The sequence below is a fragment of the Pseudomonas sp. G1002 genome (genome assembly GCF_013385455.1).
Classification (GTDB): domain Bacteria; phylum Pseudomonadota; class Gammaproteobacteria; order Pseudomonadales; family Pseudomonadaceae; genus Aquipseudomonas.
Genome location: NZ_JACAPY010000027.1, coordinates 713,401 through 736,927, shown reverse-complemented (window position 1 = coordinate 736,927; position 23,527 = coordinate 713,401). Strand labels below are relative to the sequence as shown.

General features: G+C 61.0%; 25 protein-coding genes. 11 read left to right on the top strand and 14 right to left on the bottom strand.

The annotated features are described in order from the left end of the window. The 3 genes from HX801_RS17665 to HX801_RS17655 form a co-directional block, all read right to left on the bottom strand. Nucleotides 1-639 (bottom strand): thiol:disulfide interchange protein DsbA/DsbL, encoded by a 639-nt coding sequence (locus tag HX801_RS17665; RefSeq protein WP_063033700.1) that lies wholly within the window; start codon nt 637-639, stop codon nt 1-3. 169 nt (nt 640-808) lie between these two features. Continuing rightward, complete coding sequence (locus HX801_RS17660; protein WP_003214807.1) at nt 809-1,414, bottom strand: cytochrome c4; 606 nt, start codon at nt 1,412-1,414, stop codon at nt 809-811. A 33-nt stretch (nt 1,415-1,447) separates the two neighbouring features. Further along, complete coding sequence (locus HX801_RS17655; protein WP_003214809.1) at nt 1,448-1,750, bottom strand: cytochrome c5 family protein; 303 nt, start codon at nt 1,748-1,750, stop codon at nt 1,448-1,450. A 192-nt stretch (nt 1,751-1,942) separates the two neighbouring features. Here HX801_RS17655 and yihA point away from each other — a divergent pair, with 192 nt between their 5' ends. Continuing rightward, nucleotides 1,943-2,584: a ribosome biogenesis GTP-binding protein YihA/YsxC gene (yihA, locus tag HX801_RS17650; protein ID WP_003214811.1), complete on the top strand. Its 642-nt coding sequence runs from the start codon at nt 1,943-1,945 to the stop codon at nt 2,582-2,584. 266 nt (nt 2,585-2,850) lie between these two features. Here the strand turns inward: yihA and polA are convergent, their stop codons facing one another. Then, nucleotides 2,851-5,643 (bottom strand): DNA polymerase I, encoded by a 2,793-nt coding sequence (gene polA, locus HX801_RS17645; RefSeq protein WP_177022438.1) that lies wholly within the window; start codon nt 5,641-5,643, stop codon nt 2,851-2,853. Nucleotides 5,644-5,717: 74 nt separating this feature from the next. On the opposite strand from polA, the gene HX801_RS17640 reads away from it, so the two are divergent. Together HX801_RS17640 and HX801_RS17635 are read left to right on the top strand one after the other, a co-directional pair. Beyond that, entirely contained in the window at nt 5,718-6,008 is a 291-nt protein-coding gene (locus tag HX801_RS17640) for a DUF2782 domain-containing protein (RefSeq protein WP_003214814.1), read from the top strand. A gap of 56 nt (nt 6,009-6,064) precedes the next feature. Further along, nucleotides 6,065-7,018 (top strand): homoserine kinase, encoded by a 954-nt coding sequence (locus tag HX801_RS17635; protein WP_102367835.1) that lies wholly within the window; start codon nt 6,065-6,067, stop codon nt 7,016-7,018. A 65-nt stretch (nt 7,019-7,083) separates the two neighbouring features. Here HX801_RS17635 and HX801_RS17630 read toward each other — a convergent pair whose 3' ends face one another. Continuing rightward, nucleotides 7,084-8,013 (bottom strand): zinc ABC transporter substrate-binding protein, encoded by a 930-nt coding sequence (locus HX801_RS17630; protein WP_008439631.1) that lies wholly within the window; start codon nt 8,011-8,013, stop codon nt 7,084-7,086. A gap of 58 nt (nt 8,014-8,071) precedes the next feature. Between HX801_RS17630 and HX801_RS17625 the strand changes: the two genes are divergently transcribed. The 4 genes from HX801_RS17625 to HX801_RS17610 are packed head-to-tail and all read left to right on the top strand — an operon-like array spanning nt 8,072 to nt 10,877. After that, nucleotides 8,072-8,554, top strand: a complete 483-nt coding sequence (locus HX801_RS17625; protein WP_003214819.1) for a Fur family transcriptional regulator — start codon at nt 8,072-8,074, stop codon at nt 8,552-8,554. Continuing rightward, nucleotides 8,554-9,339, top strand: coding sequence for a zinc ABC transporter ATP-binding protein ZnuC (gene znuC, locus HX801_RS17620; protein WP_177022437.1), 786 nt, complete (start codon nt 8,554-8,556; stop codon nt 9,337-9,339). The genes HX801_RS17625 and znuC overlap by 1 nt, the downstream gene beginning before the upstream one ends. Then, complete coding sequence (gene znuB, locus HX801_RS17615; RefSeq protein ID WP_003214823.1) at nt 9,332-10,120, top strand: zinc ABC transporter permease subunit ZnuB; 789 nt, start codon at nt 9,332-9,334, stop codon at nt 10,118-10,120. The genes znuC and znuB overlap by 8 nt, the downstream gene beginning before the upstream one ends. Before the next feature lie 37 nt (nt 10,121-10,157). Continuing rightward, on the top strand, nt 10,158-10,877 hold the full coding sequence (locus HX801_RS17610; protein WP_003214825.1) for a PA5502 family lipoprotein: 720 nt from the start codon (nt 10,158-10,160) through the stop codon (nt 10,875-10,877). A 112-nt stretch (nt 10,878-10,989) separates the two neighbouring features. Here HX801_RS17610 and katE read toward each other — a convergent pair whose 3' ends face one another. Then, entirely contained in the window at nt 10,990-13,131 is a 2,142-nt protein-coding gene (gene katE / locus HX801_RS17605) for a catalase HPII (protein WP_177022436.1), read from the bottom strand. A gap of 268 nt (nt 13,132-13,399) precedes the next feature. On the opposite strand from katE, the gene HX801_RS17600 reads away from it, so the two are divergent. Genes HX801_RS17600 through HX801_RS17590 form a run of 3 tightly spaced genes read left to right on the top strand, consistent with a single transcriptional unit; the run spans nt 13,400 to nt 15,906 of the window. Continuing rightward, nucleotides 13,400-14,407, top strand: a complete 1,008-nt coding sequence (locus tag HX801_RS17600) for a methionine ABC transporter ATP-binding protein (protein ID WP_003214829.1) — start codon at nt 13,400-13,402, stop codon at nt 14,405-14,407. Next, nucleotides 14,407-15,081 carry a methionine ABC transporter permease gene (locus tag HX801_RS17595; protein WP_003214831.1) on the top strand — a complete coding sequence of 225 codons (675 nt, stop codon included), beginning with the start codon at nt 14,407-14,409 and terminating at the stop codon, nt 15,079-15,081. The genes HX801_RS17600 and HX801_RS17595 overlap by 1 nt, the downstream gene beginning before the upstream one ends. A 51-nt stretch (nt 15,082-15,132) precedes the next feature. Continuing rightward, a complete protein-coding gene (locus HX801_RS17590; protein ID WP_003214835.1) occupies nt 15,133-15,906 on the top strand; it encodes a MetQ/NlpA family ABC transporter substrate-binding protein in 774 nt (257 codons plus the stop codon). 150 nt (nt 15,907-16,056) lie between these two features. Here HX801_RS17590 and HX801_RS17585 read toward each other — a convergent pair whose 3' ends face one another. From HX801_RS17585 to HX801_RS17565, 5 genes are read right to left on the bottom strand one after another with little or no spacing between them, the layout of a single operon-like run. After that, a complete protein-coding gene (locus HX801_RS17585; RefSeq protein WP_087694553.1) occupies nt 16,057-16,692 on the bottom strand; it encodes an SCO family protein in 636 nt (211 codons plus the stop codon). Beyond that, on the bottom strand, nt 16,689-17,588 hold the full coding sequence (gene cyoE, locus HX801_RS17580) for a heme o synthase (RefSeq protein WP_003214839.1): 900 nt from the start codon (nt 17,586-17,588) through the stop codon (nt 16,689-16,691). The genes HX801_RS17585 and cyoE overlap by 4 nt, the downstream gene beginning before the upstream one ends. Continuing rightward, nucleotides 17,576-18,655, bottom strand: coding sequence for a heme A synthase (locus HX801_RS17575; RefSeq protein WP_087694554.1), 1,080 nt, complete (start codon nt 18,653-18,655; stop codon nt 17,576-17,578). The genes cyoE and HX801_RS17575 overlap by 13 nt, the downstream gene beginning before the upstream one ends. Before the next feature lie 10 nt (nt 18,656-18,665). Then, nucleotides 18,666-19,265 (bottom strand): hypothetical protein, encoded by a 600-nt coding sequence (locus tag HX801_RS17570; RefSeq protein ID WP_023659276.1) that lies wholly within the window; start codon nt 19,263-19,265, stop codon nt 18,666-18,668. Next, nucleotides 19,231-19,974 carry an SURF1 family protein gene (locus HX801_RS17565; RefSeq protein ID WP_177022435.1) on the bottom strand — a complete coding sequence of 248 codons (744 nt, stop codon included), beginning with the start codon at nt 19,972-19,974 and terminating at the stop codon, nt 19,231-19,233. Before HX801_RS17565 ends, HX801_RS17570 begins: the two co-directional genes overlap by 35 nt. Nucleotides 19,975-20,058: 84 nt before the next feature. Here HX801_RS17565 and HX801_RS17560 point away from each other — a divergent pair, with 84 nt between their 5' ends. Beyond that, the gene (locus HX801_RS17560) at nt 20,059-20,262 is read left to right on the top strand and encodes a twin transmembrane helix small protein (RefSeq protein ID WP_177022434.1); all 204 of its coding nucleotides are present in this window, start codon (nt 20,059-20,061) and stop codon (nt 20,260-20,262) included. A gap of 6 nt (nt 20,263-20,268) precedes the next feature. On the opposite strand, the gene HX801_RS17555 is transcribed toward HX801_RS17560, so the two are convergent. From HX801_RS17555 to ctaD, 3 genes are all read right to left on the bottom strand, one after another. Further along, nucleotides 20,269-21,156, bottom strand: coding sequence for a cytochrome c oxidase subunit 3 (locus tag HX801_RS17555; protein WP_003214849.1), 888 nt, complete (start codon nt 21,154-21,156; stop codon nt 20,269-20,271). Nucleotides 21,157-21,191: 35 nt separating this feature from the next. Further along, the gene (locus HX801_RS17550) at nt 21,192-21,743 is read right to left on the bottom strand and encodes a cytochrome c oxidase assembly protein (protein ID WP_008439615.1); all 552 of its coding nucleotides are present in this window, start codon (nt 21,741-21,743) and stop codon (nt 21,192-21,194) included. A gap of 141 nt (nt 21,744-21,884) precedes the next feature. Further along, nucleotides 21,885-23,474, bottom strand: coding sequence for a cytochrome c oxidase subunit I (gene ctaD / locus HX801_RS17545; RefSeq protein ID WP_003214853.1), 1,590 nt, complete (start codon nt 23,472-23,474; stop codon nt 21,885-21,887). Nucleotides 23,475-23,527 lie beyond the last annotated feature (53 nt).

The following is a 23,527-nucleotide window of genomic DNA, read 5'->3' as shown; positions in this document are numbered from 1 at the left end:
TTACTTGGCTGCGCGCTCTTTGGCGATCAATTGGTCGGCCACGTTCAGCGCCTGCTCTTCGCCGCCGGCACTGCCGATGTCAAAGCGGTATTTGCCGTTGACGATCAGCGTCGGTACGCCTTGCACGCCGTATTTCTGGGCCAGTTCCTTGTATTGGGCCATCTTGCCCTTCACAGCGAACGAGTTGAATGTCTCCAGGAACTTGGTTTTGTCGACGCCTTGGGTGGCGACGAAATCGGCCATGTCTTCAGGCTTCACAAGGCGCTTGCCTTCTTTCTGGATGGCATTGAAGACAGCCGCGTGAACCTTGTGTTCTACACCCATGGTGTCCAGGGTAATGAACAGCTGGCCGTGGGCGTCCCATGGGCCGCCGAACAGGGCAGGAATACGTTTGAAGTTCACGTCCTGAGGCAGCTTATCGACCCACGGATTGATGACTGGCTCAAAAGCGTAGCAATGCGGGCAGCCATACCAGAACAGCTCCACCACTTCGATCTTGCCCGGTACGGAAACCGGCACAGGATTGGCCAGCTCAACGTAGGTTTTACCGGCTTCAAGCGGCACATTATCGGCAGCTTGTGCGGTCATGCCGAAAAGGCTGGCAGTGACGAGAGCGGCGCTGAGGATCAGATTACGCATGCTTTACTCCTGGACAAATAAAGTCGCCTCACGCGACCTTTGTTGTGACAGGTCTACGCGGGCATGAGTTCGTTAGTGTAACGGCACCGGCCACAAAAAAGGGCAGCCTGGGCCACCCTTTTTATGCTTGCATCGACGGATTAATCGAGCGTTAACGTAGCCGGGGCACTTAGTGCAGGCCCTGGATGTATTGGGACACGGCTTCGATGTCCTTGTTGCTGAGTTTCGCGGCGATGCTCTGCATGATCTTGGTATCGCCGTCGTTGGTGCGATTGCCTTCGCGGAAGTCTGTCAGCTGTTTGCCGATGTACTGGGCATGCTGGCCGCTCAAGTGCGGGAAGCCCGCGGCAGCAAGGCCTGCGCCGTTAGGCGAGTGGCAGCCGAGGCAGGAAGGCATGCCTTTTTCCAGGTTGCCGCCGCGGAACAATTCTTCACCGCGGGCCACCAGTTTCGGATCAGCAGCTCCCACACTGCCTTTCTGGCTGGCAAAATACGCCGCGATATCCGCCAGGTCCTGATCGCTGAGGTTGGTCAACAAGCCGGTCATTTCCAGGACCGTACGCTTGCCATCCTTGATGTCGTGCATCTGCTTGGTCAGGTAACGCTCACCCTGGCCGGCCAGTTTTGGAAAGTTAGGCGCCGGGCTATTACCGTCCGGTCCATGGCAAGCACCACATACGGCGGCTTTCGCCTGGCCAGCAGTGGCGTCGCCTGCGGCATGGGCAACACCGGTGATGCCCAGGGTCAACAGCAGACTCACGATCAGTTTGTTCATCAGCTAATCCAACTACGGCTAAGGGTTAAAGAGTTATGGACCGGGTTCACTCACCATCAACTGAATGACGGCATGGTAATCCTCGGTACTGCAGTCCATGCACAAACCACGCGGCGGCATCGCCTTGAAACCCTGGGTCACGTGTTGCACCAGCGTGTCCATACCTTGAGCCAATCTTGGCTTCCAGGCTGCCTGGTCACCCCGTCCAGGGGCGTTGGGCAGCTGTCCGGCATGGCAGGCCCCGCAAAAGCGGTTGTACACAGCCTCCGGTTCCTGTGTAGCCTGCGCACTGTAAAGTGGCATCAAGAAACCGAAGGCCAGCAGCCACTTGGTCATACATCGACCTTTTCAGGGTTTGAGAGCGTTTTGCGTTCTAATGCGCAATAAAGGTCTATCGCTCCCGTGAACTTCATCCTTCGCTGGGACAAAGCACACACAAAATCTGCGGCATTATATACTGGCGCTACTGAAACGGAAACGACACCGCTTGCCGCACCTATTCCCGGCACCGCCCACATCGGAAAACTCATGCAACTCAAGAATCCCATCCTCGGCCTGTGCCAACAGTCCACCTTCATGCTCAGCGCCGCCAAAGTCGACCAATGCCCCGATGACGAAGGCTTCGAAGTCGCATTCGCCGGCCGCTCCAACGCCGGCAAGTCCAGCGCGCTGAACACCCTGACCCACGCCAGCCTGGCCCGCACCTCGAAAACCCCGGGGCGCACACAGCTCCTCAACTTCTTCAAGCTAGACGATGATCGGCGTCTGGTCGACCTGCCGGGCTACGGTTATGCAAAAGTACCTATCCCGCTGAAGCTGCACTGGCAGCGTCACCTCGAAGCGTATCTGGGTGGCCGGGAGAGTTTGAAGGGTTTGATTCTGATGATGGACATCCGTCATCCAATGACCGACTTCGACCTGTTGATGCTCGATTGGGCCGTCGCCAGCGGCATGCCGATGCACGTCCTGCTGACCAAGGCCGACAAACTGACCTACGGCGCAGCGAAAAACACCCTGCTCAAAGTGCAGGCAGAAATCCGTAAGGGTTGGGGTGATGCGGTGACTATCCAGTTGTTCTCGGCGCCAAAACGCATGGGCCTGGAAGATGCCTACACTGTATTGGCAGGCTGGATGGAACTGGCTGACAAGGGTTCGGAAGCCGCCGAGTAAAAACTCGGGGCAAAAAAAACCCCGGACTTCGTATGGGGAGGGGAAGTTCGGGGTCCAAGTTCCGGACCGCTAGGGCGGGGTCCAGATATCTGCCAACACTTAACACAACATAGGAGCATTGAAGGGCTTCACCACCCATTCAGTAACTCTGAGTAGCAATTCACGGGTTAAGTTCCGGCACGTTCAAAAAACTATTGGAAATAACCCGCCGCGTTTTCCGATCTAAAGCGCTGCCGCGGCATGATGCCGCGGCCCAGGCCCCAGACTTAGTGCGCTTCGTCCCAGTTGTCGCCCACGCCGACGTCTACCACCAGCGGCACATCCAGCTTTGCCGCCTCGCTCATGTGTTCACGAATCCTCGCGCTGACTTCAGCCACCAGGTCCTCACGTACCTCCAGCACCAATTCATCGTGCACTTGAAGGATGACCTTGGCGTCCAGGCCCGAGTCCGTCAGCCAGTTGTCGACCTTGACCATGGCCTTCTTGATGATATCGGCCGCAGTGCCCTGCATCGGCGCGTTGATTGCCGTACGCTCGGCGCCAGCACGCTCCTGAGGCTTGTTGGAATTGATCTCCGGCAGGTACAGGCGGCGCCCGAACAGGGTTTCCACATAACCCTGATCAGCCGCCTGGGCACGGGTGCGCTCCATGTACTCGCGCACCCCCGGGTAACGGGCGAAGTACACATCGATGTAAGCCTTGGCAGTCTTGGTGTCGACGCCGATGTCCTTGCCCAGCTTCTGGGCGCCCATGCCGTAGATCAGGCCAAAGTTGATCGCCTTGGCACTGCGACGCTGATTGGACGTGACCTCGGTCAACTCAACCTTGAACACTTCGGCCGCCGTGGCGGTGTGCACGTCCAGGTCGTCGCGGAACGCATTCAGCAAGCCTTCGTCCTTCGACAAATGCGCCATGATGCGCAGCTCGATCTGCGAGTAGTCCGCCGCCAGCAGCTTGTAGCCCTTGGGCGCGACAAATGCCTGGCGGATACGCCGGCCTTCAGCGGTACGCACCGGAATGTTCTGCAGGTTTGGATCGCTGGATGACAGGCGCCCGGTTGCTGCTACGGCCTGGTGATAGGACGTGTGCACGCGACCGGTGCGCGGGTTGATCTGCTCCGGCAAACGGTCGGTGTAGGTGCTTTTCAACTTGCTCATGCTGCGGTACTGCATCAGCACTTTCGGCAGTGGATAGTCATCTTCAGCCAATTTGGCCAAGACTTCCTCGGCCGTCGAGGCCTGGCCTTTGCCGGTCTTCTTCAACACCGGCAGCCCGAGTTTCTCGTAGAGAATCGCACCCAACTGCTTGGGCGAGCCCAGGTTGAATTCCTCGCCGGCGATCTCATACGCCTGGCGCTCGAGGTCGACCATCTTGTTGCCCAGCTCGATGCTCTGGATGCCCAGCAAGGCGGCATCCACCAGGGCGCCCTGACGCTCAATGCGCGCCAGCACGGGCACCAGCGGCATCTCGATGTCGGACAATACGCTGGCCAGGGTAGGAATAGCGGCAAGCTGCTTGTGCAGTTCCTGGTGCAAACGCAGGGTCACATCCGCGTCTTCCGCCGCGTAAGGGCCGGCTTGCTCCAGGGCAATCTGGTCAAAGGTCAGCTGCTTGGCGCCTTTGCCGGCGATGTCCTGGAAGCTGACGGTGTCGTGGTCCAGGTACTTCTTCGCCAGGCTGTCCATGTCATGGCGCGTCGCCACGGAGTTCAGCACATAGGATTCAAGCATGGTGTCGAAGGCAATGCCGCGCACGGTGATGCCGTGTGCCGGGTCACCACCGATGGCGCAGTTGGCCAGGATGTTCATGTCGAACTTGGCGTGCTGGCCGACCTTGAGTTTTTCCGGGTCTTCGAGCAACGGCTTCAGGGCCAGCAGCACGGTGTCCCGATCCAGCTGTTCCGGCGCGCCGATGTAGGAGTGGGTCAGCGGAATGTAGGCTGCTTCATGGGCCTGCACGGCAAACGACACACCCACCAGTTGCGCTTTCTGGGCGTCGATCCCGGTGGTCTCGGTATCGAAGGCGAACAGCTTAGCGTCGTTGAGCTTCTTCAGCCAGACATCGAACTGGGCCTGGGTGAGGATGGTTTCGTACACCGGCTCCACAGAAACCGGCGCGACCACCTCAACCGCTTCCTCGGCGACCGCGGCCGAAGGAGCAGCGCTCAACTCGACGCGCTTGGCATCGCGCTGAATCTCGTCAATCCAGCTCTTGAACTCCAGCAGCGTGTACAGCTCCAGCAGCTTCTCGCGATCCGGCTCGATCAGGTGCAAATCATCCAGGCCCACATCCAGCGGCACGTCGATCTTGATCGTCGCCAGCTCGTAGGACAGGAACGCACTCGCCTTATGCTCTTCCAGTTTGGCAACCAGGGTCTTGGCACCACGAATCGGCAAGGTCGGCACGATATCGAGCTGCTCGTAGAGCTCTTTCAAACCGCCATTTACACCAACCAACAGGCCGGAAGCCGTCTTCGGACCAATGCCCGGAACGCCCGGGATGTTGTCGGACGAATCGCCCATCAACGCCAGGTAATCGATGATCTGCTCGGGAGCGACACCGAATTTCTCCTTCACGCCCTCAACGTCCATGGCGCTACCGGTCATGGTGTTGACCAAGGTAATGTGCCCGTCGACCAGCTGCGCCATGTCCTTGTCGCCGGTGGAAATCACCACCGGACGGTCGGCGGCCGCGCTGCTGCGGGCCAGGGTGCCGATCACGTCGTCCGCTTCGACGCCTTCGACGCACAGCAGCGGGAAGCCCAGGGCGATCACGCTCTGGTGCAGCGGCTCGATCTGCACGCGCATGTCATCGGGCATGCTCGCGCGGTTGGCCTTGTATTCGGCGTACAGCTCATCGCGAAATGTCCCGCCCTTGGCGTCGAACACCACCGCGAACGGACTGTTCGGGTATTGCCTGCGCAGGCTTTTGAGCATGTTCAACACGCCCTTGACCGCGCCGGTAGGCAGGCCTTTGGAAGTGGTGAGCGGCGGCAGCGCGTGAAAGGCGCGGTACAGGTAAGAAGAACCGTCCACCAGGACGAGGGGGGCTTGGCTCATGAGCAGGATCAACCTTTTCGGCGGGTCAGGCGCTAGAATAGCCGGACCAATGACGACAAAGGGACAAGGTTATCATGCGTACAGTAAATCGCCTGTTGTTGACCGGCTTGATTGCACTCACTCCGATGGTGGCCATGGCGGCAGATACTGCCCCTTCGGGCGACCCGGAAGTCACCATTCGCACGGAAGGCGACAAGACCATTCAGGAATACCGCCAGAATGGTTTCCTGTACGCGATCAAGGTGACCCAGAAAGGCTTTCCGCCTTACTTCCTGGTGCGCGCGGACGGAACCGATGCGAACTTCATCCGCTCTGACCAGCCGGATATGCTGATCCCGTCATGGAAGATCTTCGAATGGAAATGATTTCTTAACTTTAATCGGCGCTGCTCCCCGCAGCGCCCGTAACGGCAGTTTTAACCATGTCTGTGTTCACTCCCCTGGCTCGGCCCGAGCTGGAAACCTTTCTTGCCCCTTACGGGCTCGGCCGCCTGCTTGATTTCCAGGGGATTGCCGCTGGTAGTGAAAACACCAATTTCTTCATCAGCCTGGAACAGGGCGAATTTGTCCTGACCCTGGTCGAGCGCGGCCCCGTGCAGGAAATGCCGTTCTTCATCGAACTGCTGGACGTGCTCCACGACGCTGATTTGCCAGTGCCTTACGCCCTGCGTACCACCGACGGCGTGGCCTTGCGCGAGTTGGCGGGCAAACCGGCGCTGCTGCAACCGCGCCTGGCGGGCAAGCACATCAAGGACGCCAACGCCCAGCATTGCGTGCAAGTGGGCGAATTGCTCGGCCACCTGCACCTGGCCACCCAAGGCGAGAAGGTGCTGGAACGCAAGACCGATCGCGGGCTGGACTGGATGCTCAGCGAAGGCGCGCAGCTGATCTCGCACCTCGACGCGGAACAACGCGGCCTGTTGCAAGCGGCGCTGGATGAGATCGAGGCGCACAAGGCGCAGATCCTCGCGCTGCCCCGGGCAAACATCCACGCCGACCTGTTTCGCGACAACGCGATGTTCGAAGGCACGCACCTGACCGGGCTGATCGACTTCTACAACGCCTGCTCGGGGCCGATGCTGTACGACGTGGCGATCGCCCTGAACGACTGGTGCTCGGACGCCGACGGCGTGATCGACGGCCAACGGGCACGGGCGTTGCTGGGGGCTTATGCGGGCTTGCGGCCGTTCACCGCCAAGGAAGCAGAGCTGTGGCCGACCATGCTGCGTGTGGCCTGTGTGCGGTTCTGGCTGTCACGCCTGATTGCGGCTGAATCGTTCGCCGGGCAGGACGTGCTGATTCACGACCCGCGCGAGTTTCAAGTGCGCCTGGCGCAACGCCAGCAGGTCAAGACTCCGCTGCCGTTCGCGCTGTAAAGATCGTACGCGATCAAAATGTGGGAGCGGGCTTGCTCGCTCCCACAGTGGTTATGCGGCGTCTGTCAGAGCGACTCCAGGCACCCAGCCAGGTCATTCCCCAGCTTCTCCAGCACCTGCTCATACCCCTGGGCGGAGGCCGGCGTGTAGCCGCCCAACGCATCCAGTTCCGCCAACTTCACCGGTAAACCCGCCACCAGCGTTTCCGCAAGGCGCGGGCGCAACGGCGGCTCGCTGAACACACAAGTCTTGCCCACTTCCTGCAAACGCGTACGCATCGCTGCCACATGCTGGGCGCCCGGCTGCACTTCTGCGGCCACACTGAACACTCCGGTGTGCTTGAGCCCGTAGGCATCTTCGAAGTAATCGAAGGCTTCATGGAACACGAAGTACGGCTTGCCGGCGACGTCCGCCATACGTGCCTTCAAGCGCGCGTCCAGTGCATCCATACGGCCATCAAAGGCCTTCACGTTGCTCTGGTAACGCTCGGCGTTCGCCGGGTCGGCAGCGCTGAGGTCCGCCGCCATGCGGTTCGCAATCACCCGGGCGTTGACCGTCGACAGCCACAAATGCGCATCCAGGCTGCCCGGGCGATGGTCATGATCATGTTCGTCGGCATCTTCAGCATGGGAGTGGCTATCTTCGGCGAACCGACGCAGTTTCATTCCCGGAAGGTCCTGCACCGCCACCGTCGGCAAGCTGCGGCCTTTCAAGACACGCGGCAGAAAGCTTTCCATGTCCGGGCCAATCCAATACAGCAGGTCCACCGACTGCACGCGCCGTACGTCGGAAGGGCGCAACGCATAGTTATGCGGCGAAGCGCCCGGCGGCAGCAATACCTCGGGAATAGCCACGCCATCCTGCACAGCAGCAGCAATCAGTTGTAACGGTTTGATACTGGTCAGCACCCGAACCTCCGCCTGAGCGGCACCGGCAAGCAGCAAACTGGTGACAAATACGACAAAAACGGGAAAAAGTCTGGACACGATGACCACTCAAGGAGGCAGGAACAGGTAACATAATAACGTCTCTCACAAATATCTGTCGCCGCTCATGCCTAAAACACCGCTTGCCAGCCGTCCCCATGACCACTCTCACTGCGTGCACAGCGCACTGTCAGAGGCCGACGCCTTGTGCGCGCGCCAAGGCCTGCGCCTGACCGCCCTGCGTCGCCGGGTGCTGGAGCTGGTGTGGCAAAGCCACAAGCCGCTGGGTGCCTACGACATCCTCGGCGTGCTCAGCGAGCAGGACGGCCGCCGCGCCGCGCCGCCCACGGTTTACCGCGCGCTGGACTTCCTGCTGGACAACGGCCTGGTGCACCGCATCTCATCGCTCAACGCCTTTGTCGGCTGTAACCACCCGGAACACGCGCACCAGGGCCAGTTCCTGATTTGCCGCGAGTGCCACGCCGCCATCGAACTTGAGCAAAAAAGCATCAGCGACAGCATCATCAAGAGCGCCGGCGACGTCGGCTTCAAGGTCGAAGGGCAAACCGTCGAAGTCGTCGGTGTGTGCTCGGGCTGCCAGGGGGCTTGATGAGCACTGCGTTAATCCGCCTGGAGCAGGTCGGGGTCACGTTCGCCGGGCAAAACGTGCTGGACAACATCGACCTGAGCGTCGAGCCAGGTCAGATCGTCACGCTGATCGGCCCCAACGGTGCCGGCAAGACCACCCTGGTGCGCGCCGTACTCGGCCTGCTCAAGCCCGACAGCGGCAGCGTGTGGCGCAAGCCGAGGCTGCGGGTCGGCTACATGCCGCAGAAGCTGCATGTGGACCCGACCTTGCCCCTCTCGGTGCTGCGCTTCCTGCGCCTGGTGCCCGGTGTCGACCGTGCCCGCGCACAGTCCGCCCTCAAGGAAGTGGGCGCCGAACAGGTGATCGACAGCCCGGTGCAAAGCATCTCCGGCGGCGAAATGCAGCGAGTGCTGCTGGCCCGCGCCCTGCTGCGCGAGCCGGAATTGCTGGTACTGGATGAACCCGTACAGGGCGTCGACGTCGCCGGCCAGGCCGAGCTGTACAGCCTGATCACCCGCCTGCGGGACCGCCATGGCTGCGGCGTGCTGATGGTCTCCCACGACCTGCGCCTGGTGATGAGCACCACCGACCAGGTGGTGTGCCTCAATCGCCACGTGTGCTGCTCCGGCCACCCGGAACAGGTCAGCGGTGACCCGGCTTTCGTCGAGCTGTTCGGCAAGAACGCCCAGAGCCTGGCGATCTACCACCACCATCACGACCACGCCCATGACCTGCATGGCGCCGTAGTCGATGACTCCACCGCATCCCACACCCACGTTCATGGAGATAGCTGCAAGCATGGCTGATTTTCTGCTCTACGCCCTGCTGGCAGGCTTGGCTCTGGCGCTGGTGGCGGGCCCACTGGGCTCGTTCGTGGTCTGGCGGCGCATGGCCTATTTTGGCGACACCCTGTCCCACGCTGCGCTGCTGGGCGTGGCCATGGGATTTCTGCTGGATGTGAGCCCGACCATTGCCGTCACCGTCGGCTGCCTGCTGCTGGCTGTGCTGCTGGTGACCCTGCAACAGCGTCAGCCTCTGGCCTCCGATACCCTGCTGGGCATCCTGGCCCCAAGCACCTTGTCCCTGGGCCTGGTGGTGCTGAGCTTCATGCATGAAGTGCGCATCGACCTGATGGCCTACCTGTTCGGCGACCTGCTGGCGATCAGCCCCACCGACCTGGCGTGGATTCTAGGCGGCAGCGCGGCAGTGCTGGTGCTGCTGGTGACGCTGTGGCGCCCGCTGCTGGCGATCACCGTTCACGAAGAACTGGCCACCGTCGAAGGCTTGCCCGTGGCGGCGCTGCGCATGACCCTGATGCTGCTGATCGCCGTGGTGATCGCTGTCGCGATGAAGATTGTCGGCGTATTGTTGATCACATCGCTGCTGATCATCCCGGCTGCTGCGGCCCAGCGTCACGCCCGCTCGCCGGAGCAAATGGCGCTCGGCGCCAGCCTTCTGGGGATGCTCGCGGTGTGTGGTGGCCTGGCGCTGTCCTGGTTCAAGGACACCCCGGCCGGGCCGTCGATTGTGGTCACGGCGGCCGCCCTGTTTCTGCTGAGTTTTGTCCTGCCCCGTCGTGGGGTGTAGACTTGCTCGCTTTTTGCGCAATTAGAGAGTCGCAGGAATGAAGCTGTTCAACGCCCGTTATCTGCTCCTTGCCGCATTTTCCTTGCTGCTGGGCGCCTGCCAAAGCACCCCGCCCGCCGCCCCCCAGGCGCCGGACGCACGTGCTGCGGCCATCGCACAGCTGGAGCAAAACCTCGCCAGCAGTGAACTGGCCACCGCCGAAGACGAGCTGGCCGCCTTGCAGGCCCAGTCGCCCAACGATCCGGCGCTGGAGCCTTATCAGCGCCAACTGGCCGAAGCCTATTTGCAGCGCAGCCAGATCGTCCTGCAAAAGGGTGATGTCAACGCTGCCGCGACGGCCCTGAGCCGCGCACGGGCATTGATGCCCAAGGCTCCGGCGCTGACCGGTGGCGTCAACAGTGCGATCGCCCATGCCCGTAAAGTCGAGCTGGACAAAGCCGAGGCCGCCCTGAAAGCCGCCGAAGCCAAGCCGCCGGCCAAGGTCATCGACCCGGCAGCGCCAAGCACTACGGTTGCGCTGAACCTCACCGATATCGAGGCGCTGCGCCATCAACTGGATGAGATCGCCACCGATGTGGTGAATTACCAGTGCGATGTGAGCATCCAGGCGCCGCGCACCGAAGATTACCCATGGCTGGCCACGTTGCTGACCAAACGGGTGAAGCGCATCGATTCGGGGTATGACCTGAAGATTCACCGGCAGATCCTGAAGAAGGTTCCGGCGCAGGTCGTGCTGATTCCGCGTAAGACTGAATAACGCCATTCGCGAGCAAGCCCGCTCCCACATTTAACCGAGTTCCAACTTTGGAATGCGGTCAAATGTGGGAGCGGGCTTGCTCGCGAAGGCGATCTAACAAACGACCGATACCTTAAGCCGGAACAGCTTTAGCCTTCGGCTCCCGATCCCAGACCCGATGCTGGGCAATCGCCGCAAAGAACGCCTTAAACGCCTTCGCGTCGCCGCCCACAATCAAGCCCGCATCCGCCTCAAGCTTCAGCACATCCAGCAACTGCTTCGCCTCACCGGCCAGGGCAATTGCCTTGAGGTGCTTGTACGCCTCCAGCAGGTAATGCAACGCCACACCATCAGCGCTCAACGCCTGAACCGACTTGGCGCCACCCGGCACAAACACCGCATCGAACGCCACCGAAGGCAAGCCTTCCATGGAAGCATCCACCGGCAGGCTCTTGCCATCCACCGTCGTTACCGGCGCCGAGGTAGGCCCCAGCAACTTCGCATGCGCACCTGCGGCCTCAAGCGCCTTCTTCAAGGCATCAATCGCCGCACCATCAACACCGTTCGCCGCCAGAATCGCCACCTTGCGGGTCTTGATATCACCCGACAGCAAATTGGCCTGGCTCAACGCTGGCGAGCGTTCCGGAGACGTCTTGCGCTCTGGCACCGTACCTTTAGTCGGTGCTGGCAAGCCCAGGTTCTGCGCCACACGCTTGGCCAGTTCGAGGTCGATGTTGGCGAGGATCTCATTCACCTGGCGAGCGCGAATAAACTCACGCTCCACCTTGCCCAGCTCAAAGCTGTAGGCGGCGATGATGTGCTCCTGCTCGTGCTTGCTCATGCTGCGGAAAAACAAGCGCGCCTGGGAGAAGTGATCGCCGAACGACTCGCTGCGCTCACGGATCTTGTGGGCATCAATGCGCTCCGGATACGTCTCAAAACCACCGTCCTGCGCCGCAGGCGGAGTTTCTTTCGGCCAGCCGCCATCAATCGAGTTCGGCTCGTAGGACGCGCGACCCTTGTCGATGGTGGTGCGGTGCATGGCATCGCGCTGGCCGTTATGGAACGGCGCTACCGGACGGTTGATCGGCAACTCGTGAAAGTTCGGCCCGCCCAGTCGGCTGATCTGCGTATCGGTGTAGGAAAACAGACGGCCTTGCAGCAGCGGGTCATTGGAAAAGTCGATGCCCGGCACGATATGCCCCGGGCAGAACGCCACTTGCTCGGTCTCGGCAAAGTAGTTGTCCGGGTTGCGGTTGAGCACCATCTTGCCCAACGGCGTGATCGGCACCAGCTCTTCGGGGATCAACTTGGTCGGGTCGAGAATATCGAAGTCGAACTTATGCTCGTCTTCTTCGGCGATGATCTGCACGCCCAATTCCCATTCCGGGTAATCGCCACTTTCAATGGATTCCCACAGGTCACGGCGGTGGAAGTCCGTGTCTTTGCCCGCCAGCTTCTGCGCCTCGTCCCACACCAGGGAGCAGGTGCCGACGGTAGGCCGCCAGTGGAATTTGACGAAGTTGGATTTGCCCTCGGCGTTTACCAGGCGGAAGGTGTGCACGCCAAACCCCTGCATGGTCCGCAGGCTTTTTGGAATGGCCCGGTCAGACATGGCCCAGATCACCATGTGCGCCGACTCCGGCTGCAGCGAGACAAAATCCCAGAACGTATCGTGGGCTGAGCCGCCGGTAGGAATCTCGTTGTGGGGCTCAGGTTTTACCGCATGCACGAAGTCAGGAAACTTGATCGCGTCCTGAATGAAAAACACCGGCATGTTGTTGCCCACCAGGTCGAAGTTACCTTCGTCGGTGAAGAACTTCACGGCAAAGCCACGCACGTCACGCACGGTATCGCCGGAGCCGCGTGGGCCCTGAACCGTGGAAAAGCGCGCAAATACCGGGGTTTTATGTTCCGGGTTACGCAGGAACCCGGCCTTGCTCAGCGCCGAATGATTTTCATAGGTCTGGAAATAGCCGTGGGCACCGGTGCCCCGGGCATGGACGATGCGTTCCGGAATCCGCTCATGGTCAAAGTGCGTGATTTTTTCACGCATGATGAAGTCTTCCAGCAGCGATGGGCCACGGGAGCCGACCTTCAAGCTGTTCTGGTTATCGGAAACCTTCACGCCCTGGTTGGTACGCAGCGCCTGGCCCGTCGCGTCGGAGCGGAATGTTTCCAGGCTTTGCAGCTTGGCGTTGGTGTTGCCACGGTCCAGAGTGTCGGTGCCCGCAAGTTCGCTCTTGGGCGGGGTAACTGGCTTTTTAGTACTCATCAGACAAAAACTCCTCGTTTGCGTAGGCCAGAGCGATCCCCGGCTCTTCTTGAGCAAAACCCCAGGCACGGCACCTGGGAGTTTCGAGTTGCTTATGTAGTGACTGACACGGTTTTGTACCGTTCCTTTTTTATGACCTTTGATCGCGTTATTGCCAAATCGCTGGTCGGATGAGAAATAAATGCTAAGAAACGCTATACGGACAGGCTAAAATGCGCGCCCGGCTAACCGCTGATCCCTTTTTAATGCGCCCCACAAGGTTCGCTACGTGATCGAGTTTCATAACGTCCATAAAACCTACCGGGTCGCCGGTAAGGATATCCCCGCACTGCATCCCACCAACCTGCGCGTCGAAAATGGCCAGGTGTTTGGTCTGATCGGCCATTCCGGTGCGGGAAAAAGTACTTTGCTGCGTCTGATCAACCGCCTGGAGCAACCCAGCGGCGGCCAGATCAAGGTCGATGACGAAGAAGTCACCGCCCTCGACGCCAACGGCCTGCGCCGTTTCCGGCAACAGGTCGGGATGATCTTCCAGCACTTCAACCTGCTGGCATCCAAGACCGTTGCCGACAACGTGGCGCTGCCGCTGACCCTCGCGGGCGAACTTTCCCGCAAGGAAATCGACCTGCGCGTGGCCGAATTGTTGGCCCGGGTCGGCCTGTCCGACCACGCCAAGAAGTACCCGGCGCAGTTGTCGGGCGGCCAGAAGCAGCGCGTCGGCATCGCCCGCGCCCTGGCCACCAAGCCGAAAATCCTGCTATGCGACGAAGCCACCAGCGCCCTCGACCCGCAGACCACGGCCTCGGTCCTGCAACTGCTGGCCGAGATCAACCGCGAGCTGAAGCTGACCATCGTGCTGATCACCCATGAAATGGACGTGATCCGCCGCGTGTGCGACCACGTGGCCGTGATGGACGCCGGCGTGATCGTCGAGCAAGGCACCGTCGCCGATGTATTCCTGCACCCCAAGCACCCGACCACCAAGCGCTTCGTGCAGGAATCCGAGCAAGTCGACGAAGGCGAACAGCGTGATGACTTCGCCCATGTACCGGGGCGCATCGTGCGCTTGACGTTCCAGGGCGAAGCGACCTACGCGCCGCTGCTGGGTACCGTCGCCCGCGACACGGGTGTGGACTACAGCATCCTCGCCGGTCGTATCGACCGCATCAAAGACATTCCCTACGGGCAACTGACCCTCGCCGTCACCGGCGGTGACATGGAGGCCGCCTTCGCCGCCTTCACCGCGGCAGACGTCCATATGGAGGTGCTGCGCTAATGGAAATCCTCTTGAGCTTTTTCTCGAACATCGACTGGTCGGAAATCCTGCTCGCCACCGGCGACACCATGACCATGCTGTTCGGCTCGCTGCTGTTCACCGTATTGCTGGGCTTGCCGTTGGGCGTGCTGCTGTTCCTGTGCAGCCCGCGTCAGCTGTTCGAACAAAAGAATGTTTATGCGCTGTTGTCGCTGGTGGTGAACATCCTGCGTTCGCTGCCGTTCATTATCCTGTTGATCGTAATGATCCCGTTCACGGTGCTGATCACCGGCACCTCGCTGGGTGTTGCCGGTGCAATTCCGCCACTGGTGGTGGGTGCCACGCCGTTCTTTGCGCGCCTGGTGGAAACCGCGCTGCGTGAAGTGGACCGCGGGATTATCGAAGCGACCCAGGCCATGGGCGCGACCACTCGCCAGATCATTACCAACGCGTTGCTGCCAGAAGCCCGCCCCGGCATCTTCGCGGCGATTACGGTGACGGCGATTACACTGGTTTCCTACACGGCCATGGCCGGTGTAGTGGGTGCCGGTGGCCTGGGTGACCTGGCGATCCGCTTCGGTTATCAGCGCTTCCAGACCGACGTGATGGTGGTCACCGTGGTGCTGCTGCTGATCCTGGTACAAATTCTGCAAACCGTCGGCGACAAGCTGGTGGTGCACTTTTCTCGAAAATAACGGCTATTGCCGGCGTTAAGCCGGCCAATTCCCGAACAAGGAGCTTGTTGAATGAAAAAACTACTGGTTGCTTTCGCCGCCGTTGCCGCGTTCTCCGCCCACGCCGCCGAAACCCTCACCGTGGCCGCGTCCCCGGTGCCGCACGCTGAAATCCTCGAATTCGTGAAGCCGGCTCTGGCCAAGGAAGGCGTGGACCTGCAGGTCAAAGTCTTCACCGACTACGTTCAGCCAAACGTACAGGTAGCCGAAAAGCGCCTGGACGCCAACTTCTTCCAGCACCAGCCGTACCTGGATGAGTTCAACAAAGCCAAGGGCACTCATCTGGTGAGCGTTGGCGCTGTGCACCTGGAGCCTCTGGGCGCCTACTCCAGCAAGTACAAGAAGCTGGAAGACCTGCCAAGCGGCGCCAACGTCGTGATCCCGAACGACGCCACCAACGGCGGCCGTGCGCTGTTGCTGCTGGCCAAGCACAACCTGATCACCCTGAAGGACCCGACCAACATCCTGTCGACCATCAAGGACATCACTGAAAACCCGAAAGGTCTGAAATTCCGCGAACTGGAAGCCGCCACCCTGCCGCGCGTGCTGACCCAAGTCGACCTGGCGCTGATCAACACCAACTACGCCCTGGAAGCCAAGCTGGACCCGTCCAAGGACGCACTGGTGATTGAAGGCAACGACTCGCCTTACGTGAACATCCTGGTGACCCGCGAAGACAACAAGGATTCGGACGCGGTGAAGAAGCTGGTAGCAGCCCTGCACACCCCGGAAGTGAAAGCGTTCATTCTTGAGAAGTACAAAGGCGCGATCCTGCCGGCGTTCTGATCCAAGGCCGAAACCCCGATCGAAAAAGCGGACGCAGAGCGTCCAGTGCGGCATTCCCACGCAGAGCGTGGGAACGATCCAAACCAATGTGGGAGCGGGCTTGCTCGCTCCCACATTTGATTTGTGTCGCTCAGAAAATGGTCGGCAGGCTTATTTACGCTGCAACAACCCCGGGAACTGCGCTGCCAGCTTCTGGTTGTTCAACGGCGCCCGGATAAACCCGCGTTGCGTTCCATCCGGCCCGATCAGCGCGAGGTTGCCGCTGTGGTCGACGGTGTAGTTGGGCTTGCTGGTGTCTGCCGGAATAAACGGAATGCTCACCGCATTCGAAACCTTCTGCACATCGTCCACATTCGCACCGGTCAAGCCCTCGAACTGTGGATCGAAGTAGCCCAGGTACTGCTTGAGCTGCGCCGGTGTATCGCGGTTCGGGTCAACGCTGACCAAAATCACCTGCAACTTATCCACAACGTCCTTGGGCAGCTCGCTCTTGATCTGCCGCAGCTGGGCGAGGGTGGTTGGACAGATGTCCGGGCAGAAGGTGTAGCCGAAGAACAGCACGCTCCACTTGCCTTTCAGCTCGTTGACCACCACCGGCTGGCCGTCCTGGTTGGTCATGGTCACCGGTGGCAACTGGCGGCTTTGCGGCAGCAGGATGATGCCGGCATCGATCAAGGCCGTCGGGTCGCCCTGGCCTTTGCCACTCAGGACTTTGTTGACGGTCAGGCCCATGATCAACGCGACAATGGCCACCAGAATGAAGACAGTTTTTTGAGTTCGAGTCATAGGTTCAACAATAGGTAATGGTCTACGAGCAGGGCGATAAACAGCATGAACAGGTACCCGATAGAGTACTTGAAGGTGTTGATCGCCGCGTGCGGCCGACTGCCACGGTACAGCACCCAGGCCCATTGCAGAAAGCGCCCGCCCAGAACCAGTGCGCACACCAGGTACAGCATGCCGCTCATGTGGATGACATAGGGCATCAGGCTGACCGCCAGCAAGGCGAAGGTGTAGAGCAGGATATGCACCTTGGTGTAGTGCTCGCCGTGGGTCACGGGCAGCATCGGGATGTCGGCCTTGGCATATTCCTCCTTGCGGTGAATCGCCAGGGCCCAGAAGTGCGGCGGGGTCCAGGCGAAGATGATCAGCACCAGCAACAGAGGCTCGGCGCTGACGTGGCCGGTGACGGCGACCCAACCCAGCAACGGCGGCGCGGCGCCAGCCAGCCCACCGATGACGATGTTCTGCGGCGTCGCACGCTTGAGAAAGCCGGTGTAGATCACCGCATAACCCAACAGCGAGGCCAGGGTCAGCCAGGCGGCCAGCGGATTGGTAAACGCCAGCAACAGCGCCAGCCCGGCCACCGCCAGCACCATCGCAAAAACAAGCGCCGCCACAGGCGATACGCGCCCTTCCGCCAGCGGGCGCTTATGGGTACGCGCCATCAGCGCATCGATGCGCCGGTCCACCACATGGTTGACCGCCGCCGCGCCGCCGGCACACAGCGCGATCCCCAGGTTGCCGAAAATCAGCACCGGCCACGGTACCCCGGCGCGGGTGGCGAGGAACATGCCCACCAGCGAGGTGATGAGCATCAGCACCACCACTTTTGGCTTGGTCAGCTCCAGATAGTCACGCCAGATCGCCTGGCTGTGACGCTCGCTGATCAAGGTCGCCATGGCATCTCTCCTTTAATGGTTATGAGGCCCGACACGTGTTTACGCGGGCTGAAGCGCCAGCCGAACGGCAACTGATGTCGCACCCGAACCAGGCTGGTGCGGGCGTGGTAATTGACCAGCACCAGCGTCAGCAGCAACGCCGCGCCGCCGGCGTTATGCGCGACCGCAACCGGCAGCGGCAGGTGGAAGTACACGTTACTCAGGCCCAGGCAGAGTTGCGCCGCCAGGGCGATCAGCAGCAGGCCCGCCAGGCGGGTCATGCCGACCACCTTGAGCTGCCAGGCCAGGCCCAGCAACACGACAGTGACCAGCAGCGCGCCAATCCGGTGGGTGAGGTGAATCGCCGTGCGCGCATCACTGTCCAGTTGCCCGCCGAGGTAATTGGGGCCGATATGCTGGGTCAGGTGAAAGCCATTGGCGAAATCCGCCGCCGGCCACCATTGCCCGTGACAGGTCGGCAGGTCGATACACGCCACGGCTGCGTAGTTGGAGCTGACCCATCCACCCAGCGCGATCTGGCCGATCACCAGCACCAGCCCGGCCGTCGCCCAATACTGCAAACGCCTGGGCACGATCAGCGCCGGCAATACGCCGGACAATCGCAGCGTCAGCAAGAACAGCAGGCTCAACGTCGCAAACCCGCCCAATAAATGCCCGGTGACCACTTGCGGCCAGAGCTTCAGCGTCACCGTCCACATGCCAAACGCTGCCTGGGCGAACACCACCGCCAACAGGAACAACGGCAGCTTCAACGGCTGGCCCGGATGATGCCGATGGGTCCAGGCGCGCGCCGCCAGCAGCACGATCAACAGCCCGAGGGTGCCGGCGAAGTAACGGTGGGTCATCTCGTTCCAGCCCTTGTCCGCCTCGACCGGCGTGTCCGGGTAATGCAGTTCGGCATGGGCCAGCTGGGCTTCGCTTTTCGGCACGCTGATAAAGCCATAGCAACCCGGCCAGTCCGGGCAACCGAGACCCGCGTGGGTGAGGCGGGTATAGGCGCCCAGCAGCACCACGATCAGGGCCAGCAGGGTGGCAAACAGCGCGAGGCGAAATCCAGGTTTGGCCATGACGGTGTCCTTATCCGATGTTCGACAGTTTCAGCAGCAGGCGCAGGTCGTTGAGCAGGTCCTTGCCCTTGACCCGGGCGTCGTAGCGCAGCACCAGGTTGCCGTGGGGGTCGACGATCCACAGCTGGGCATCGCCGCTGCCTTGGGCGGCGGCGTCTTTGTTGAAGGTCGACAGGTCCAGGGAATAGCGTTGCAGTTGCGGGTATTCGGCCTTGAGTTTGGCGTCATACGCGGTGCTGACCGGCTGCGCACTGGCCAGGGCGTGGCTGGCGCGGGAGGCATCACGGCCCAGGCCGATCTGGAGTTGGCGTGCGAGGTACACCAGTTGCTGGCAGTCGGCGGCGCAGGCGGTGGGCGCGGTGACCAGCAGTTGCCAGCGGTCTTCGTCAGCCTGCACGCCAATGTCGGCACGGGTCTGGCCATTGCCGATCATCTCGCCGTGGTAGCTGCGGCTGTCCGGCACCCAGAACTGCAATTTGTACATAAAGGTGGCGAGCACCATCGGGCCGACCACCATCAGCAGGATCAGGATCAGTTGCCAGCGGCCCTTGCGCCGATTGGGCGCTGCCGGCGTGTCAGACATGTTGAGTGGATTCATGGCCGCTCCCATGGCGCTTCTCCTTTTTTGTGTTGTGCCATCCGAGGTAGAGGTAAAGGCCGAACAGCGCCACCGCCATGGCGAACCACTGCACGGCATAGCCCAGGTGTTTTTCCGGGCCCATGGCGACCACGGGCCAGCTGGTTTCGTAGGTAGCCGGGCCCGCTTCAGCCCGCACTTCATGGGCGAATCCGCTGCGACCCAACTCGGCCCACAACGCCTCGGGATGCAGCGCGGTCAGCAATCGTGGCCACTGTGCGCCCGCCGGATCGGCATGCAATTGGAAGGTCTCGCCAGGCGCCACATAGACCCAGGCATCGAGATTCAGCAGTTGTTCGGGAGTGGTGAAAACCGGTGGTGCACGGCGGTCCGGCCAGGGCAGCCAGCCACGATTGAGCAACAGCCACTCGCCGCTGGCCTGATCATGGAAAGGTTGCAGTAGCTCCACACCGACCTTGCCGTCGCGAAAGCGGTTATCCAGCAACACGCTGTGCTCGGCATCGAACTGCCCGCGCAAATGCACACGACGGAACGCCGGATCTTCGGTGGCCTGCAGTTGCGTACTGCTCATGGGCTCGGCAGCGCGGCGCTCGGCGTAAGTGTCCAGCAGCGCCTGTTTTTCGTGACCGCGAGACAGCTGCCAAAAGCCGAGAAATACCAGTAACGGCAGCAGCACGAGTACCACCAGCGTCGGCGCAATACCGGGGCGAAAGGGTTTCATGGCATTGCCGCAGAGGTCGGTGCTGCGCTGGCTATACTGAATCTCATTGCTCGCCCCCTCCAAAAAAGAGCCCCGGAGCCCACCATGCTCAAAGCAGCCATTGCCCTGATGCTGATTGCTACCGTCGTGAGCCTGTTCAGTGGCTTGTTCTTCCTGGTCAAGGACGAGGGCAACTCCAACCGCCTCGTCACTGCCTTGACCGTGCGTGTGGTGCTGGCCGTGATCACCCTGGGGTTGATCACCTGGGGTTTCTTCAGCGGCCAGCTGGCATCTCATGCGCCCTGGTGAAACACCTCAAAGCACGTAAACGAAGAAAAACAGCCCGATCCACACCACGTCCACAAAGTGCCAATACCAACTGGCCGCCTCGAACCCGAACTGGTGTTCGTTGTTGAAATGCCCCTTCAGGATGCGCATCAGCATCACAAACAAAATGATCGTGCCGATGGTCACGTGGGCACCGTGGAAGCCGGTGAGCATGAAGAAGGTCGCGCCGTACACGCCGGAACCCAGGGTCAGGCCCAACTCCTTATAGGCATGGATGTATTCCTCGGCCTGGAACCCGAGAAACGCCCAACCCAGCAACACGGTGATCGCCAGCCAGATCTTCAGTGCGCCGCGATGGCCTTTGCGCAAGGCATGGTGGGCGATAGTGATGGTCACGCTGGAGCTGACCAGCAAGATCGTGTTGATCAGCGGCAAGCCCCACGGGCTGATGGTGCCCTTGGGCGCCGGAAACATTTTCGGGTCGGGATTGTTCAGCAGCGGCCAGGCAAATTCGAAGTTCGGCCACAGCATGTGCGCGATGCCCTTGTGGCCTTCGCCCGCCAACCACGGCGCCGACATGTGCCGCACATAAAACAGCGCACCGAAAAAAGCGATGAAGAACATCACTTCGGAAAAGATGAACCAGGTCATGCCCCAGCGAAAGGAGCGGTCCATCTGCGAACTGTACAAACCGGCGCGACTTTCCTTGATCACCGCGCCGAACCAGCCAAACATCATGTAGGCCAGCAGCAAGCCACCGACGAAAAAGATCAGCGGGCCGTGGGATTCCGGGCGTGCGGCCTTCAAATCGTTGAACCAGGTCGCCAATCCGAACACCGTGATCAGCATCCCCAGCGTAGCAATTATTGGCCATTTGCTTTGCGCTGGTACGTAGTACGTATCATGAGTCGACATGTATTCGTTCTCCTAATCGAGCCCGCAAGCAACGCCTAGCCGCCGGTATGGACAGCCACGGGCGGTTGGCGCGCGGTGATATCGAACAGCGTGTACGCCAGGGTCAAATGCTTCACATCCTTGGGCATGTCGCGGTCGACAATGAAGCGCACCGGCATCTCTATGCGCTGACCTGGCTGTAGCACTTGCTGGGTGAAGCAAAAACACTCGGTCTTGTGGAAGTACATCGCCGCCTCGGCCGGCGAAATGCTCGGCACCGCCTGGGCGGTCATCGGCTTGTCGGTGGGGTTGTAGGCCACGAACAGCATCTCGGTGACTGCGCCGGGATTGACCACCACCTCGTCGGCCTTGGAGTGGAATTCCCAGACCATATCGATGGCATTGGTGGACAGGAACTGCACCCGCACCTGCCGCGTCGGGTCCACCACCTGCTCGCCTTCGTACTGCCCGGCGGTCTTGCCATTGATGCCGAACGCCTTGCACATCACGTCGTAGATCGGCACCAGGGCAAACCCGAAGGCGAACATCGCCACCACCAGGATCAGCAGGCGCGTGACCAGGCGCTTGATAGGCACGGACTCAAGCATGGCGGCCACCTGCGAATGAATGTTCTGCGAATGGCCTTTCTGTGGGCGCTGGCTTGCCTGCGATGCTGGCAACTCGGTCTTTCAGGTACACCGAAGTGATGCCATCGCAGCCAAGCCAGCTCCCACAGGATAGGGAGGTGTTCATTTGACCTCCGGTGGCGTGGTGAAGGTGTGGTACGGCGCGGGCGAAGGAATGCTCCACTCCAGCCCTTCGGCGCCATCCCACGGCTTGGCCGGCGCAGGCGGGCCGCCACGGATGCACTTGATGACGATGAACAGGAAGAAGATCTGCGTCGCGCCAAAGGTGAAGGCACCGATGGAGGAGACCATGTTGAAGTCGGCGAACTGCAGGTTGTAGTCCGGCACCCGACGCGGCATGCCGGCAAGCCCTACGAAGTGCATCGGGAAGAACGCCATGTTCATCCCCACGAACGACAGCCAGAAGTGCAGCTTGCCCAGGGTTTCGTCGTACATGTGGCCGGTCCATTTCGGCAGCCAGTAGTAGGCCGAGGCGAAGATCCCGAAGATCGCCCCAGGCACCAGTACGTAATGGAAGTGCGCCACCACGAAGTAGGTGTCGTGGTACTGGAAGTCCGCCGGGGCGATGGCCAGCATCAGCCCGGAGAAACCACCGATGGTGAACAGAATCACGAAGGCCACCGCGAACAGCATCGGCGTCTCGAAGGTCAGCGAGCCTTGCCACATGGTGCTGACCCAGTTGAACACTTTCACGCCCGTGGGCACCGCGATCAGCAGCGTGGCGTACATGAAGAACAGCTCGCCCACCAGCGGGATGCCCACCACGAACATGTGGTGCGCCCACACGATGAACGACAGGAACGCGATGCTCGCCGTGGCGTACACCATCGAGGTGTAGCCGAACAGCGGCTTGCGCGAGAAGGTCGGGATGATCGAGCTGACGGCACCGAACGCCGGCAGGATCATGATGTACACCTCGGGGTGGCCGAAGAACCAGAACACATGCTGGAACAGCACGGGGTCACCACCACCGGCGGCACTGAAGAAGCTGGTGCCGAAGTGGATGTCCATCAGCATCATGGTCACGCAGCCCGCCAGTACCGGCATCACCGCGATCAGCAGGAACGCGGTGATCAGCCAGGTCCAGACGAACAGCGGCATTTTCATCAACGTCATGCCGGGGGCGCGCAGGTTGAGGATGGTGGCGATGACATTGATCGCGCCCATGATCGAACTGATGCCCATCAAGTGGATGGCGAAGATGAAGAACGTCACGCTTTCCGGCGCGTAGGTGGTGGAGAGTGGGGCGTAGAAGGTCCAGCCGAAGTTCGGCCCGCCGCCGGGCATGAACAGGGTGGAAACCAGCATCAGGAACGCCGCCGGCAACAGCCAGAAACTGAAGTTGTTCATGCGCGGCAGGGCCATGTCGGGCGCGCCGATCATCAACGGGATCATCCAGTTGGCCAGGCCGACAAACGCCGGCATCACTGCACCGAACACCATCACCAGGCCGTGCATGGTGGTCATCTGATTGAAGAACGCCGGCTCGACGATCTGCAAACCCGGCTGGAACAGCTCGGCACGGATCACCATGGCAAACGAGCCACCAAGCAGGAACATGCAGAAGCTGAACCACAGGTACATCGTGCCGATGTCTTTGTGGTTGGTGGTCAGTACCCAACGCATCAGGCCCTTGGCGGGGCCGTGAGCGTGGTCACCGGCATGACCGTGGTCATCGATCACAGCGCTCATGGCCTTTCTCCTGCGAACGAGTGGGCGGGACGGTTCAGGGAATATGCAATGAA

Coding starts and splice junctions, on each gene's coding strand:
- znuB (WP_003214823.1), top strand. CDS start 9,332: ATGGCTGATTTTCTGCTCTACGCCCTGCTGGCAGGCTTGGCTCTGGCG.
- HX801_RS17610 (WP_003214825.1), top strand. CDS start 10,158: ATGAAGCTGTTCAACGCCCGTTATCTGCTCCTTGCCGCATTTTCCTTG.
- HX801_RS17555 (WP_003214849.1), bottom strand. CDS start 21,156: ATGTCGACTCATGATACGTACTACGTACCAGCGCAAAGCAAATGGCCA.
- yihA (WP_003214811.1), top strand. CDS start 1,943: ATGCAACTCAAGAATCCCATCCTCGGCCTGTGCCAACAGTCCACCTTC.
- HX801_RS17635 (WP_102367835.1), top strand. CDS start 6,065: ATGTCTGTGTTCACTCCCCTGGCTCGGCCCGAGCTGGAAACCTTTCTT.
- HX801_RS17560 (WP_177022434.1), top strand. CDS start 20,059: ATGCTCAAAGCAGCCATTGCCCTGATGCTGATTGCTACCGTCGTGAGC.
- HX801_RS17595 (WP_003214831.1), top strand. CDS start 14,407: ATGGAAATCCTCTTGAGCTTTTTCTCGAACATCGACTGGTCGGAAATC.
- HX801_RS17590 (WP_003214835.1), top strand. CDS start 15,133: ATGAAAAAACTACTGGTTGCTTTCGCCGCCGTTGCCGCGTTCTCCGCC.
- polA (WP_177022438.1), bottom strand. CDS start 5,643: ATGAGCCAAGCCCCCCTCGTCCTGGTGGACGGTTCTTCTTACCTGTAC.
- HX801_RS17570 (WP_023659276.1), bottom strand. CDS start 19,265: ATGGGAGCGGCCATGAATCCACTCAACATGTCTGACACGCCGGCAGCG.
- HX801_RS17665 (WP_063033700.1), bottom strand. CDS start 639: ATGCGTAATCTGATCCTCAGCGCCGCTCTCGTCACTGCCAGCCTTTTC.
- HX801_RS17625 (WP_003214819.1), top strand. CDS start 8,072: ATGCCTAAAACACCGCTTGCCAGCCGTCCCCATGACCACTCTCACTGC.
- HX801_RS17585 (WP_087694553.1), bottom strand. CDS start 16,692: ATGACTCGAACTCAAAAAACTGTCTTCATTCTGGTGGCCATTGTCGCG.
- cyoE (WP_003214839.1), bottom strand. CDS start 17,588: ATGGCGACCTTGATCAGCGAGCGTCACAGCCAGGCGATCTGGCGTGAC.
- HX801_RS17565 (WP_177022435.1), bottom strand. CDS start 19,974: ATGAAACCCTTTCGCCCCGGTATTGCGCCGACGCTGGTGGTACTCGTG.
- HX801_RS17655 (WP_003214809.1), bottom strand. CDS start 1,750: ATGACCAAGTGGCTGCTGGCCTTCGGTTTCTTGATGCCACTTTACAGT.
- HX801_RS17575 (WP_087694554.1), bottom strand. CDS start 18,655: ATGGCCAAACCTGGATTTCGCCTCGCGCTGTTTGCCACCCTGCTGGCC.
- ctaD (WP_003214853.1), bottom strand. CDS start 23,474: ATGAGCGCTGTGATCGATGACCACGGTCATGCCGGTGACCACGCTCAC.
- HX801_RS17640 (WP_003214814.1), top strand. CDS start 5,718: ATGCGTACAGTAAATCGCCTGTTGTTGACCGGCTTGATTGCACTCACT.
- HX801_RS17550 (WP_008439615.1), bottom strand. CDS start 21,743: ATGCTTGAGTCCGTGCCTATCAAGCGCCTGGTCACGCGCCTGCTGATC.
- HX801_RS17660 (WP_003214807.1), bottom strand. CDS start 1,414: ATGAACAAACTGATCGTGAGTCTGCTGTTGACCCTGGGCATCACCGGT.
- katE (WP_177022436.1), bottom strand. CDS start 13,131: ATGAGTACTAAAAAGCCAGTTACCCCGCCCAAGAGCGAACTTGCGGGC.
- znuC (WP_177022437.1), top strand. CDS start 8,554: ATGAGCACTGCGTTAATCCGCCTGGAGCAGGTCGGGGTCACGTTCGCC.